This window comes from Paenibacillus sp. KN14-4R, from assembly GCF_052180255.1.
Lineage (GTDB): Bacteria > Bacillota > Bacilli > Paenibacillales > NBRC-103111 > Paenibacillus_AM.
This window is the reverse complement of the sequence record NZ_CP197466.1, coordinates 4,065,842-4,079,590: the sequence shown is the minus strand read 5'-3', so window position 1 is coordinate 4,079,590 and position 13,749 is coordinate 4,065,842. Positions and strand designations below refer to the sequence as shown.

Sequence of the window (13,749 nt, the reverse complement as noted above, 5' to 3'; positions counted from 1 at the left end):
AGGACATGCAGATGAACACTGTCATTGAAACAATTCTAAATCACCGCTCGATTCGTCAATATGAGGATCGCCCATTAACGGATGAACAAATTCATACCATTGTGCAAGCGGCTCAGGCAGCTTCCACATCAAGCTTTATCCAAGCCTACTCCATAATTGGGATCAAGGACCCTGAGAAGAAGAAGCGGCTTGCAGAATTGTGCGGGAATCAGACGTATGTGGAGCATAACGGTCACTTGCTTGTGTTCTGTGCTGATTTACACCGTCATGAGTTGATCGGTCAGATGGAAGAAATCGACGTCACACCTGCACTTGAGAGTACGGAGAAATTTATGGTTGGGTTAATTGATGCAACATTGGCTGCGCAGAATGCAGTTATTGCTGCAGAGTCGATGGGGCTTGGCATTTGCTACATCGGCGGCTTGCGTAACAAGTTGGACGAAGTGGCCCAAGTGCTGAAGACGCCTTCGCGCGTTATTCCGCTTTTTGCAATTACAATCGGCTATCCGCTGCAAGAATCGAGTCAAAAACCTCGTCTGCCGCTAGCGCATGTGTATCATGAAGAAGAATACGAGCAGGATGAGAATCGGACAAAGGATCAGCTCATACAGTATAACAACACAATTAAAGCCTATTATGGAGAGCGTACAGGCGGTAAACGTCAAGATACGTGGACAAGCCAGATGGCGAATATGCTCAACAAGCAATCTAGAATGTACATGAAATCTTACTTGGAACAGCAAGGATGGAATAAAAGGTAAATGGAGTAGCCATTAATTCAATAAATAACATAAATTTCCTTTTTTACTTTTATTTATTTTATTTCATTTTGTGATAAAATGGCGGAGACGTCCCACAAAAGCGAGCACGAAGCATGGACAAATGTTGATTTTGCATCGTAAAAGTATTTATAATGAGAGTGTGCCAACCAAGCACATTGAACACAATTCCTTTGAAGAAAGCGATTTGTGATTTTTTTTTAAGAATTAGTAAAACGTTTTACTACAGGAAGTGAGTATGTGAGCATCACCATTAAAGATATTGCGAAGAAAGCGAATGTTTCGATTACGACAGTATCTTTGATTATGAATAACAAGTGCCACAACATTGGTGAAGACACGATCAAACGTGTTAGATCCATCATTGCGGAACATAATTATCGCCCGAATGCACTCGCGAGGGGATTGATAACAAATAAGACTAGAACGATCGGTCTGCTTGTTCCAAATATCACAAATCCATTTTTCGCTGAAATTACCAAGGGTGTAGAAGATGGCCTAAGTGAGCACAATTACAACGTATTTTTGTGCAATTCGTATAACGATATACACAAAGAAAAGATGTACATCAACGTGCTTAAAGAACGATTTGTCGAAGGGGTTATTATTTCCTCTACGAACACGGTCACGCAGGACTATTATACGTATCTCAAAGAACAGGGCATCGCCTTTGTCATTCTCGATCGTCATGATTCGCAGCTGCAGTACAACGGCATTGTTGTCGACGATTGGAAAGGTGGCTACTTGGCTACGCAGCATCTGCTTCAATTGGGTCATCGAAAGATCGGATGTATTGCGGAGAGCAAGGGTCTTTGCAATATCAATGAGCGACTGCGAGGTTACCAAGATGCACTCAAAGCGCATGGCGTCTTATACGATGAGAAGCTTGTCGTCTCAGCGGATTTAACGATAGAAGGCGGATGCCAAGCTGCACTTGGGCTGATGGCTGAACAGAATGTAACGGCGATATTTGCCACAAATGATCTGACGGCCATAGGGGTATATGAAGCTGCAATTCAACTTGGCAAACGCATACCAGAGGATGTGTCTGTCGTAGGTTTTGACGATATCTCGTTCGCGCACTACCTGTCTCCGAAACTAACAACCATTAGACAACCCATTTATGAAATAGGGCGACGGGCAGCAGCGAACTTCATATATGTATTGCAAAATAATACTTTCGTGCAAAGCACGGAGGTGTTAGATGTAGAACTCATCATCCGTAACAGCACAGCAAGCCCTCGATTATAGTAAGGGTAGGTGCTAGTATGGAGAGATACATTTTAACATTCGAAAGGCAGGGAATTTTATGAACTCCATTATGACACAATCTATTAATAGCATTCGTACGCTTGGTATTGATGCAATTGAAAAATCTAAATCCGGTCACCCGGGTATTGTGATGGGCGCTGCGCCGATGGCGTACACGCTTTGGACGAAGCATTTGCAAGTTAATCCACAAACACCAGAATGGTTCAACCGTGACCGTTTTGTATTATCTGCAGGTCATGGTTCTATGCTTCTATATGGACTTCTTCACCTAACTGGCTTCGATCTTTCCATCGGAGACATCAAGGAATTCCGTCAAGATGGATCTAAAACACCAGGTCACCCTGAGTTTGGTCACACAGCAGGTGTAGATGCGACGACAGGTCCACTTGGACAAGGGGTTGCGATGGCAGTAGGTATGGCACTTGCTGAGAAGCATTTGGCTGCAAAATATAACCGTGACGGTCTAGCTGTTGTGGATCATTACACGTACGCGATCTGTGGTGATGGCGATCTCATGGAAGGTGTATCGGCTGAAGCGTGTTCCTTTGCAGGTCACCAAAAGTTAGGCAAATTGATCATGATGTACGATTCCAATGACATCTGTCTAGATGGAAATCTATCTGAGGCATACACGGAAAATACACGTCAACGCTTTGATGCATACGGTTGGCAGACGATCCTCGTTGAGGATGGTACGGATGTAGCTGCTGTAAACGCAGCGATTGAAGAAGCAAAACGCGATACAGCGCGTCCAACTTTGATCGAGGTGAAGACAGTAATCGGCCACGGTTCCCCTGGTAAAGCAGGTACGAATGCAGTTCACGGTGCACCACTTGGCGCAGATGAGGCCAAACTTACGAAAGCTGCATACAACTGGACACACGAACCGTTCGAGATTCCACAAGAAGTATATGCACACTACAAAGAAACAGTCGCTGATCGTGGACAGGCAGCAATGGCAGCATGGGATGCGCTTATGGCACAATACGAAGCTGCACACCCAGCGCTCTACAACGAGCTTATGATGGCAGTTCGTTCTGAACTTCCTGCTGATACATTTGCTGACTTGCCGACACATGAAGCAGGTTACCAACAAGCTACACGTAACTCCAGCCAAGATGCGATTAATGCAATTGCGAAGAACTTGAACTACTTCTTGGGCGGTTCTGCTGACCTTGCTCATTCCAACATGACGATGATCAAAGGCGAAGGCTTGCTAACACCTGCTGAGCCAGCGAACCGTAACATTCAATATGGTGTGCGTGAATTCGCGATGGCTGCGATTTTGAATGGTATGGCCGTGCATAAAGGTCTTCGCGTATTCGGCAGTACGTTCTTCGTATTCAGCGACTATTTGAAAGCAGCAATGCGCCTATCCTCTTTGATGAGCGTGCCTGTAACTTACGTGTTAACACACGATAGTATCGCAGTTGGTGAAGATGGTCCTACGCATGAGCCAATTGAGCAATTGGCTGCACTGCGCGCACTTCCGAACATGAACGTGATCCGTCCTGCAGACGCACGTGAAACACAAGGTGCTTGGAAGCTCGCTGTATCTTCTAGCAAGACGCCAACATCGATCATACTGACTCGTCAACCGCTTGATGTGATGGCTACTTCCTCCCTTGAGCTTGTAGAGAAAGGTGCATATATCATCGGTGCTGAAAAAGAACGCCTAGACGCGATCCTCATCGCAACAGGTTCTGAAGTGAACTTGGCGATGAAAGCACAAGAAGCACTTCTAGCTGTTGGTATCGATGCTCGTGTCATCAGTATGCCATCTCAAGAATTGTTCGACGCGCAACCAGCAGCGTACAAAGAGTCCGTTCTTCCACGCGCATGCCGTGCTCGCCTTGCAATCGAGATGGGTGCAACACTCGGCTGGCACAAATACGTTGGCCTAGACGGCGACGTGCTTGGTATCGACACATTCGGCGCATCTGCTCCAGCAGGCGTGCTGCTTAAACAATATGGCTTTACTGTTGAGAATGTAGTAAGCAAAGTGAAAGCTTTGGTTTAAGAACTTATAGCTATTATCCGGAAAATAGGAAAGAGCCTCCAATCCGCAATTGATGCGGAGTTGGGGGCTCTTTAGTTATTTATTCAGTTCAACTGCCCCAATCATAAGTCCTGTATCATTAGGGTTCTTTAAAGCAATTTTTGAAATGGCCCAATAATCGAATGATTCCCGTTTAATTTTATCTACCGTGATGACTGCACTACCTGTATCAAAGGATTGTCCGCTTGCAATGAGCGGGTAATCGAATGAGATTTGAACTTGATCGGGGGAGATTTCCTTGGAATTCAACTTAGCGACTTTCCCCATATGCGGACTGGAGCCGCCAGTTACCCAGTAGGAATCTTCGAAATCTTTTTTAGTTGCTTCGCGAAGAGCTGGTGATAGAACAGCATACTGCGTCGCACCGCCACGTCTTTGAACGCCACGAATCCAGGTTTGAACCGCATCTTCAGGTGACTCTGCCTCTAATCCTCGTTCCAAACTGTGAACTTGATTAGCTAGCTTGGATGCTTCGGGCATTTCCACGTGGATCGTGTCGTCCGTATACGTCACTTTTCCTTGAAGATGCTCCACTATGGATCGCAAGGATACCATTGCCTTGTCGTTCACCATGTTTAAATGGAAATAACTGCTGGCATATTCATTGTTATTGACAAAAATCCGTGGTAAGGATGTTGCAGCTGCAACAGAACCCGTTACAATCATGAAGGCTGCACATACTCCGGTGAGCACTTTCCAACTCTTTTTCATCGAACCTCTCCCTATCCTTTGTTTGTTATATATTGGCAAATTAATTATACACGGAAACGGAACATCTGGGCTATAAGCTTTTACGAGGGTGGTTGACTCTCCTCTAACGGGAGACTTTATACTATGAATAGAAGGAGGAGAGTGAGAATAATGACGGAAAAATACTATGCAATCGGAGAAGTGTCGAAGCTAACAGGAGCCACGATAAAAACTATCCGATACTATGATGATATCAACCTATTACCTGCTTCTCATGTTAGTTCAGTAGGTTATCGATACTATGATCAGGAAGATATTTGGCAGCTGGAGCTTATTTTGTTTTTGCGGTACCTGGGATTCAAAGTAAATGACATCAAACAGATGCTGCACAATGAAATTCCCGTCTCTTCTTCAATAAAATGGCAGATCGATGCCATCCAACATCAATTAGATCATCTTGGAAAGATAAAAGATATTCTGCATCAGGCAAGTAAACAAGACAATCCAGAAACACAATTGAACTATCTCCATGATGTTGCAGAAATTATCAATAAGAGTACGAAGCAGCGGCAGGACTTTATAGCAGCCAAAATGCACGATGCTTTCATTGAGCCAGAACTGCCAGAAGATTGGAATGAGCAAATGCTCACTTCTTATATTGGTTTCGTGCCTGAGCAGCAAATCTTAACAGAGTCACAGCTTGCTGCGTGGACAAAAATGAAAGCGATGTTGAGTGACGCGACTTTTGCTCAAGAGATTAAGGGAATGTTAGGGACGTTTTGGCAGGCCGTGCGAGAACAACATATCGAGGCTTCACCGTGGCAATTGAAATATACACAAATAACAGAAACAGTCATTGCTTTAATGAACGATGGGAAAATAGAAAGTAGTCTACATATGCAGTTGGCAGCTCTTGATTATGTATCCTTATTCCAGCAAGATGGCACACAGCTTGGGCTAAAGGAATTGCAAGTATTTATCCAACATTCGAATGCCATGTCTTCCGATCGGTTGATTGAATGGTGGGATTTATTATTAATCCTTAACCCGTCTCTTGCGCCTTATGCCAATTCACAAAAGATGATCAAACAAACCATTCAATGGTTAATCGACAATCCGGATCAAATTCCTTTCAGAGGTGATGACTAATGGATACATCTGTACTTAACATACCAGTGCCAGAAGGCAATTTGCATGTTCCTGTTTATGGCACGCATAATCAAACCCCTGTCGTTTTATTACATGGTACAGCCGCCTATCATTACTGCTGGCGGCATGTAGCCCTACAGATGTCTTCCTCTTATCGCGTATATTGTCCAGATTTATTAGGTGCGGGTTTCAGTGATAAACCAAAGGATGCGCTGTATTCCAAACGCGCGCAGTCGTTGCGCATTATATCCATGTTGAAATCACTTGATTGCGGGCCTGTCCATCTAGTTGGTCATTCGCTTGGAGGGGAAATAGCAACACATGTTGCTCTGGAGGCACCGGATCAGATTAAGAGCTTGGCATTAATTGCCCCTGATGGGTTCCGCAAAGGGGTGCTCCCTCCGATCAAATGGTTGGCTTCAAAAGGTTGGCTGAGCGGTATGTTCCGTAAAGCAATGCGCAGTCAGATGAAACCTAAGGTGATGTCGAGAATGCTCGGACTACCTCTTGACCATATGACCCCTGCGTTCATGGAAAATTGGACGAAGCCCTATACGCATCCTAACCTGCCTGATATTATAGCCAAAACACTAGCTGACGATGATACAGGTATCTTATCGAATCGAATGAACCAGATCACTGCCCCGACCTTGTTAATCCATGGCACCAAAGATCGGTTTATTCCCAAGCGCGTATTTGAGCAGTATAAGCAGCAAGTGCCTCATATCCGTACTGAAGTTTATGAAGGCTGTGGCCATGTACTGATGGAACAGTGTCCAGAGCGTTTGGCAGCTTCATTGGAAAACTTTATTCAATCCCATTTGTAATGAAAAAAAGACCTACTCCGCAGTTGAATTTGGAGTAAGTCTTTTCTTGTTTATCCGATAATCAGCTTCCCTTCTGGGTAGCGATATAATTCTTTTTTGTGTTTGGATCCTAGCGCGTAAGCGAGTGTAAGTGGTCCGAGACGACCGACGAACATGACGAGACACAAGACAATTTTGCCGAAAGTACTTAGTTCAGGCGTAAGCCCCATCGACATGCCAACTGTTCCGACTGCCGATGTGGTCTCGAACAGAACCATGAGAAATTGCTTACCCTCCGTGAGTGAGAGCATCATCGACACACCTACCAGCATGAATAAGGCCATGAAGATGATCGTCAGTGCTTTTAGGATTTGCTCTTTTGCAATACGATTGCGGAATAGGACAACATCTTCTTTTCCACGTAACATGGATATGATCGCCCCAAGCATAATCGCAAACGTTGTCGTCTTAATCCCCCCGCCGGCAGAGCCAGGAGAGGCACCAATAAACATCATTAAGATAATGAAAAATTGCGTGGCTTGCCGTAAATCTTCGACACCGACGGTACTTGTTCCAGATGAACGCGCAGAGACAGATTGGAAGAACGCAGAGTAGACTTTGGTCACAAAATCCATCGAACCTAGCGTCCGTGTATTCGTAAATTCAAATACGAAAATCACAATCGCCCCAAGAAGCGTCAATGTGGCGGATATCGTAATGACAACTTTCGAGTGCAGCGATAACCGGCGTGTTTTTCGGTAATCTAGAATTTCAGAGAGTACGATGAAACCAAGTCCACCCGAGACGACTAGAATCATGGAGACGATGTTAATGAGTGGATCACTGACGAACTTTTGGAAGCTGGTGAATTCACCGAATAGGTCAAAGCCACCATTATTAAATAACGATACGGCATGAAAAATACTATGGTAAATCGCTCGTTCGATCGGCATTTCCGATGACCAGCGAATCGTAAACAAGATCGCAGCAATACCTTCCATGGCTAAGGAATAGATCAAGACTCGACGAATCAGTCGCACAATACCTTCCAAACTATGTGCATTCATCGCAGCTTGCAGAATGAGGCGTTCACGCAGCGAAATACGCCTTTTCAGAACGAGCGCAAAAAACATCGAAATGGTCATAAAGCCAAGACCGCCAATTTGAACCAGGCAGATGATGACGACTTGTCCAAAAACCGAAAAGGTCGTTCCTGTATCCATCACGACAAGACCCGTTACACACGTTGCGGATGTCGCTGTGAAGAAGGCGTCTACCCATGTAATTGTAACTCCACTATTCGTTGAGAATGGCAGTTTGAGCATCATTGTGCCGAGGGCAATAATAAGTACGAACCCGATTGCTAATATACGTGGGGGAGATTGCGATAAATACTTATTCCTAAACATTTTACGGGATCACCTTGTTGACAAAGAACAGATCTAATTACCGAATGCCAACACCTTTCCATATCAAAATACCTTGTTGTCTGTTTATCCACGATGAAGGATATATCAAAGGGTAAAAGGAGATTATCCCAGTTCGAGTCTGACTTGTAAAGTGGATGTTGGTTAGGAAGGGATTTTTAAGTCACCGGGGCGGATCCAGCCTCTTTTTTTCATAATCAGATAGACGATATAAGACACAATGGCAGGTATGAGCACATACGTCACCAGCATGGCGGGAATGATCAGCATGGCGTCATATTTCGTCAAAAGATGAATCGGAGCAACGAGAGCACACAAGCCCAGTCCTGCATACTCTTTGCTAATTTCAATGCCGAAGACGAAAGTCGAGACAGGGCCTGTTATTGCACTGGCAATTAGAGATGGGACAATAATCCTTATATTTTGAGTAATATTCGGCAGCTGAATCTTAGGTGTACAGACGGCTTGGGCAAGAGTGGCACCAAGGTTGTTTTCTTTTGCAGAAATGACAGCTAGTCCGATACAATGTGCCGCACATCCCGCAAGAGCAGCACCTGCTGTAACACCGGATAGTTGAAGTGCAATTGCAAGAGCAGTAGAGGAAGCAGGTGATAGAAGGAGAATACCCCAGACAACCGCAATCACAATCGATGAAAGAAACGGATTAATGGCAGAAATGCCTGTAATCCAGCCTCCCACGATTGCAAGAAGTGGCATCATCCGTGCAGATAGCCATAAGCCAACTAACCCAGCGATGAAGACCGAACAAAGTGGAACAAGCATCATGTCCAGGGATGTTCGACCCGATACCCGGCGTCCGATAAAAGTAGCAAGCGTTGCAGCAAGTAAGGCCCCAATAGGTTCTCCTGTTCGGATGAAGTAACCTCCAGCGGTAAGTGTAATTGCACCAGCACCCACGGTTGAAGCGGCCATTGCAGAGAATATCGTGAGTGGATTGGCACCGATCATATAAGCGATACCGACACCGATTCCAGGTGCCATTAGTAATTTCGTCGTAGCGCCAATGGTGACAAGAGCAGGTAGACCTGTAATCATGCCGATATTTTCGATAAGTAAACCAATTCCGAGTGTAACCAAAATGCCTTGAGCGATTCCTGCTGAAGCTTTGAAGATACGCTCCATGATATATTTTTTCATAAATGATGCCGATCCTTTGCTGTAAAATAATTGGGAGATATTTCACAGGTAACATAACCCATTACGCCAAAAAATATGTAATTATGAGGATCGGAAGGACTAGCGGACACCTGTGGTGTGCAGTAACTAAATAGTTAAAGCGTGAAAAACCACCGTATTGGCGACTAACCTATGCACGGTGGTTTTTCTTTTTGTTCAGAAATGATACATAATAAATCATCAGATTGGAATGTCATGGAGGAATAGATCGTGGAGCAGTTACCCATTCAAACGATATTACCACAGCTCAAAGAAACCTTTGGCGCAAGTAGCAATGTGGTGTTAGTCGCACCACCTGGAGCAGGGAAGTCTACGCAAGTGCCGCTTGCGCTGTTAGATGAGCAGTGGCTGGGCGGTAGCCGAATACTGATGCTAGAGCCGCGCAGGCTTGCAGCTCGATCTGTTGCAAGATACATGGCAGCATCGCTGGGAGAGCAAGTCGGTGAGACGGTTGGCTATCGGGTGAAGCTGGATACAAAAGTGGGGCCGCGCACACGAATTGAAGTGATTACCGAAGGTGTGTTAACGAGAATGATCCAATCCGATCCTGCACTTGAAGGTGTGGGGGTTGTGATTTTTGATGAGTTTCATGAACGTAATCTCCATGCCGATCTAGGGCTTGCATTGTGCTTGCAGGCGCAGGCTGTGCTGCGGGATGATCTTCGTATTTTGGTTATGTCAGCCACGATTGAAGCGGAGCCAGTTGCAGATTTGATGGGCGGGGCTCCGATTGTGATGAGCAGCGGGAGATCATACCCAGTTGAAACGAGGTACTTGGGGTCTGTTACGAATGGAGTACGTGCTAGCGGCGTTCTAGGCGTAAGCCGTACGCAAGAAATGGAGGCCCTTGTCACGCGTGCCGTACAGAGCATACAGACTGCTCTGCGGGATGAGGAGGGGGATATACTGGTCTTTCTTCCAGGAGCGGGTGAGATTAGACGTGTGGAACAAAGACTGCGTACATGCAGTTTGGATACAAATATTCGAATAGCCCCCTTGTACGGCAATTTGCCCCAAGAAGCGCAAGATCTGGCCATTATGCCATGCCGCAAGGGTGAGAGGAAAATCGTGCTAGCGACTTCCATTGCAGAGACGAGTCTTACGGTTGATGGGGTGCGCATCGTGATCGATTGTGGACTCATGCGAGTACCGCGTTTTTGTGTGCGTACAGGCATGATGAGACTGGAGACGGTGCAAGTATCACGAGCATCTGCCGATCAACGCCAGGGCCGAGCAGGACGTCAACAGGCCGGAGTATGTTACCGTCTATGGACCGAGCAGGAAGATCAACATTTGGCGCCGCGCCGTACACCAGAGATTCTGGAAGCGGATTTAGCATCTGTGTCACTAGAGTTAGCTCTTTGGGGGGTTACCAATCCGACTGAATTACAGTGGCTTGACCCCCTTCCTGAAGCAGCCTTTAGGAAGGCGCAAGCGTTATTGTGGGAGCTTGGGGCACTGGATGAACAAGGACTCATAACGGAGCATGGTAAGCAAATGGCAGGTCTCGGTGCACACCCAAGGCTTGCTCATATGATGCTGCGGGCTATGCCATTACAGCTTGGAGAACTGGCTTGTGAACTTGCGGCACTGCTCGGGGAACGGGATATTATACGTGGGCAAGGCAGCTTCGCGAATAGTGATCTTCGAATTCGATTAGAGATTCTACGTCGTTGGCGGGCAATGGAACGCACCGAACTTAGCGACTCTTATTCGATACAGGGTTATGAGGTTGATCTAGCGGCATGCCGCCGAGTAGCAATCGAATCCGATAATTGGAAGCGAATGCTGCAGGTGTTGAAACTTGGTGAAGCTGATGGCTTTTCCGCTGATGCTTGTGGTCTGCTCGTAGCTTTTGCTTATCCAGATCGGATCGCACAAAGAAGGATGAACGGGAACGGATTCTTGCTTCGTAATGGTCGTGGAGCGGTATTGACGCAGTTACAGCCGCTTTCAAATGAAGCTTATCTTGCTGCAGCACAAGTGGAAAATTTGGATACACAGAGTCGCATTCATTTAGCAGCACCTGTTGAACTACGCACGTTGGAGAAGCATTTTGGAGATCAGATTGAACAAAAAATAGAAGTAGCTTGGAATCGTGAGGTACAAGCGGTACGCGCTCGTAAGCAGACAAGATTAGGCGCGTTCAACCTGCAAGATGTTCAGCTCTCTGCTCCTGATCCAGAAGCAATCTTATCTGCCCTGCTGCAGGGAGTTATCGAGGAAGGGATAGAAATATTGCCGTGGAATCGCAGCTCTCGTCAGTACCTAGATCGCTTGCGCTTTATGCATATGCATGATAAGGAGTGGCCGGGTGTGTCAGATGAAGCACTTCTTGCTGAGCTGGAAGATTGGCTAGCTCCGCACATATTCGGCATGAAAAGTCGAAGTGATCTGCAGCGTCTGAATATGAATCATGTATTGGAATCGATGCTGACATGGGAACATCAGCGGACGTTAGAGAAGCAAGCACCTACGCACTACACGGTTCCAAGCGGTTCGCGTATTCCTATTGATTATAGTGATTTGCGTGCGCCTGTACTGGCTGTACGTCTTCAAGAGATGTTTGGATTAACGGATACACCGCGAATCGCTCGCGGAAGAGTGGCGTTAACGCTGCACCTGCTTTCACCTGCACAACGTCCCGTACAAGTGACGCAGGACTTGGCGAGCTTTTGGCGGGGGACTTACTTTGAAGTTCGCAAAGACCTTAAAGGGCGATACCCGAAGCACTATTGGCCAGATGACCCGTTAGTGGCAATGCCGACCAACCGTGTTCGCCCAAGAAACTAACCGTAAAGAAAGGAGCGCATAGCGATGCAAGACCATTTTTCGAAAAAGACTTTAGTGATCATCCTTCATGAAATTTATGGAGTAAACGATCATATTCTTGATTTCAAAGCGTTGTTGTTGAAAGAAGGATTCGATGTTCTGACTCCTGATTTACTGCATGGGAGAATGTTTAGTTTGGAGCAAGAAGAGCAGGCGTATCGGCATTTTGTGAATGATATTGGTTTTTCAGCAGCGGTCACGCATGTTCAGCAAATTGTGAGTGAGCATAGAGAGAAGTACGGACAGATCTATTTGTTTGGCTTTAGCATTGGAGCAACGATGGCTTGGTTGTGCAGTAACTTCGGGGTGGATGGCGTTATTGGATTCTATGGTTCCAGAATTCGTAATCACATTGAACAAGAACCAGCTTGTCCAACCTTACTGTTCTTCGCTACGAATGAAAAGTCATTCGATGTGCGTGATTTAGCGAACCAACTTCAAGGGAAGAAGAACACGGAACTTGCGATTGTTGATGCTGATCATGGATTTATGAATCCTTTTTACAAAACATACAGCCCAGATCAACACAGGCAATGTGTGGAACAGAGCATTGATTTTCTGAAGCAATTGCTTGCATAAGAATCCAGACTTTTTGAAAAGAAACAAGGGGCTCCCTCATCAGGTGCCCCTTTTGCATATATCTCCATTTAAGCCACCGTGTAGCTCACATACCAGAAGCTGTTACCGACAAATACTTTTAAATCCTTTGCATAAGGCTTGAAAATTTCGAGCAGTTCTTCTTTGGTGTAGTAGTTTTTCAGAATCTCATGTTGAGAACCATCCGCTAACTGACGAAGCTTGAACGTATCCTCGCAATTCTCTTTGACTAATAATTCGCCACCGCGACCTGCGACATACACATTGTCCATCATAAACACTGCTGCACCTGAACCTAGCTTCCGATGGAAACCTTGAAGGAAATCGTCGAGCTTATTCTTCGGAATATGGGAGAACCAGCAGTTTGCTAATCCTGCATCGAATGAATCGGATATAGAACTCAGTTCATACGCATCACCAAGCGTGAATTGCACCTGACTTGCAGGCATTTCTTTGGATTTCGCAATCTCAAGCACCTCGGGACGAATGTCGATCCCCATAATGTACTTGACCGTATTCATCGCGATTTGTGTCCAATAGCCAGTCCCGCAAGCGACTTCGAGCACATGACGATTTGCTAGTGTGCGTTTCATCGCCTCCCCAACTAACGTCAACTCTGCTTGAAATTCAGGATCTTCTCGATGATAAATCGCCTCATATTCATTAGCCCGTGCGCCATAATAGGCCTGCATCTGGTTTGTTTCTTGTTTTATCGCATGTAATTGAGCGCCGAAAGAGGCAGCTTCTTGCTGTCTGGCATTCGTAAGATGGGCGAATATAGCACTTCCGTGCGTCTTATAGTTGGCAAGTATGCTATGGGTGGCCATGACGATCACCTGAGTCATGGAGAGTCCAGTTTCTGCTGCCATTTGTTCCAAATCTGCTTTCATTTTCTCAGGTAGATAAACCGTAAGTCGCTTTGTCTTATCTTCAGTCATGAA

Annotated in this window: 11 protein-coding genes; 7 read left to right on the top strand and 4 right to left on the bottom strand. The window is 45.8% G+C overall.

From position 1 onward, the window contains the following. Window positions 1–11: 11 nt before the first annotated feature. The 3 genes from nfsA (at window position 12) to tkt (ending at window position 4,071) form a co-directional block, all read left to right on the top strand. Window positions 12–761: an oxygen-insensitive NADPH nitroreductase gene (gene nfsA / locus ACSBOP_RS20075; protein ID WP_442602250.1), complete on the top strand. Its 750-nt coding sequence runs from the start codon at window positions 12–14 to the stop codon at window positions 759–761. A 258-nt stretch (window positions 762–1,019) separates the two neighbouring features. Continuing rightward, a complete protein-coding gene (locus ACSBOP_RS20070; RefSeq protein WP_442602249.1) occupies window positions 1,020–2,030 on the top strand; it encodes a LacI family DNA-binding transcriptional regulator in 1,011 nt (336 codons plus the stop codon). A gap of 58 nt (window positions 2,031–2,088) precedes the next feature. Beyond that, complete coding sequence (gene tkt, locus ACSBOP_RS20065; protein WP_442602248.1) at window positions 2,089–4,071, top strand: transketolase; 1,983 nt, start codon at window positions 2,089–2,091, stop codon at window positions 4,069–4,071. Window positions 4,072–4,146: 75 nt separating this feature from the next. Here the strand turns inward: tkt and ACSBOP_RS20060 are convergent, their stop codons facing one another. Then, a complete protein-coding gene (locus tag ACSBOP_RS20060) occupies window positions 4,147–4,821 on the bottom strand; it encodes a hypothetical protein (protein ID WP_442602247.1) in 675 nt (224 codons plus the stop codon). A gap of 150 nt (window positions 4,822–4,971) precedes the next feature. Here ACSBOP_RS20060 and ACSBOP_RS20055 point away from each other — a divergent pair, with 150 nt between their 5' ends. Both ACSBOP_RS20055 and ACSBOP_RS20050 read left to right on the top strand, forming a co-directional pair. Further along, entirely contained in the window at window positions 4,972–5,949 is a 978-nt protein-coding gene (locus ACSBOP_RS20055; protein WP_442602246.1) for a MerR family transcriptional regulator, read from the top strand. Then, entirely contained in the window at window positions 5,949–6,776 is an 828-nt protein-coding gene (locus ACSBOP_RS20050) for an alpha/beta fold hydrolase (protein ID WP_442602245.1), read from the top strand. The genes ACSBOP_RS20055 and ACSBOP_RS20050 overlap by 1 nt, the downstream gene beginning before the upstream one ends. Window positions 6,777–6,826: 50 nt before the next feature. Here the strand turns inward: ACSBOP_RS20050 and ACSBOP_RS20045 are convergent, their stop codons facing one another. Beyond that, window positions 6,827–8,164, bottom strand: coding sequence for a TrkH family potassium uptake protein (locus ACSBOP_RS20045; RefSeq protein WP_442602244.1), 1,338 nt, complete (start codon window positions 8,162–8,164; stop codon window positions 6,827–6,829). A 162-nt stretch (window positions 8,165–8,326) separates the two neighbouring features. Then, window positions 8,327–9,340 carry a PTS transporter subunit IIC gene (locus tag ACSBOP_RS20040; protein ID WP_442602243.1) on the bottom strand — a complete coding sequence of 338 codons (1,014 nt, stop codon included), beginning with the start codon at window positions 9,338–9,340 and terminating at the stop codon, window positions 8,327–8,329. A gap of 249 nt (window positions 9,341–9,589) precedes the next feature. On the opposite strand from ACSBOP_RS20040, the gene hrpB reads away from it, so the two are divergent. Beyond that, window positions 9,590–12,172, top strand: a complete 2,583-nt coding sequence (gene hrpB, locus ACSBOP_RS20035) for an ATP-dependent helicase HrpB (protein ID WP_442602242.1) — start codon at window positions 9,590–9,592, stop codon at window positions 12,170–12,172. Window positions 12,173–12,196: 24 nt separating this feature from the next. Continuing rightward, window positions 12,197–12,790 (top strand): dienelactone hydrolase family protein, encoded by a 594-nt coding sequence (locus tag ACSBOP_RS20030; protein ID WP_442602241.1) that lies wholly within the window; start codon window positions 12,197–12,199, stop codon window positions 12,788–12,790. A 68-nt stretch (window positions 12,791–12,858) separates the two neighbouring features. Here ACSBOP_RS20030 and ACSBOP_RS20025 read toward each other — a convergent pair whose 3' ends face one another. Then, on the bottom strand, window positions 12,859–13,746 hold the full coding sequence (locus ACSBOP_RS20025; protein WP_442602240.1) for a methyltransferase domain-containing protein: 888 nt from the start codon (window positions 13,744–13,746) through the stop codon (window positions 12,859–12,861). Between the last annotated feature and the right edge of the window lie 3 nt (window positions 13,747–13,749).

Coding starts and splice junctions, on each gene's coding strand:
- ACSBOP_RS20060 (WP_442602247.1), bottom strand. CDS start 4,821: ATGAAAAAGAGTTGGAAAGTGCTCACCGGAGTATGTGCAGCCTTCATG.
- ACSBOP_RS20025 (WP_442602240.1), bottom strand. CDS start 13,746: ATGACTGAAGATAAGACAAAGCGACTTACGGTTTATCTACCTGAGAAA.
- ACSBOP_RS20055 (WP_442602246.1), top strand. CDS start 4,972: ATGACGGAAAAATACTATGCAATCGGAGAAGTGTCGAAGCTAACAGGA.
- ACSBOP_RS20050 (WP_442602245.1), top strand. CDS start 5,949: ATGGATACATCTGTACTTAACATACCAGTGCCAGAAGGCAATTTGCAT.
- ACSBOP_RS20045 (WP_442602244.1), bottom strand. CDS start 8,164: ATGTTTAGGAATAAGTATTTATCGCAATCTCCCCCACGTATATTAGCA.
- ACSBOP_RS20030 (WP_442602241.1), top strand. CDS start 12,197: ATGCAAGACCATTTTTCGAAAAAGACTTTAGTGATCATCCTTCATGAA.
- ACSBOP_RS20040 (WP_442602243.1), bottom strand. CDS start 9,340: ATGAAAAAATATATCATGGAGCGTATCTTCAAAGCTTCAGCAGGAATC.
- nfsA (WP_442602250.1), top strand. CDS start 12: ATGAACACTGTCATTGAAACAATTCTAAATCACCGCTCGATTCGTCAA.
- tkt (WP_442602248.1), top strand. CDS start 2,089: ATGAACTCCATTATGACACAATCTATTAATAGCATTCGTACGCTTGGT.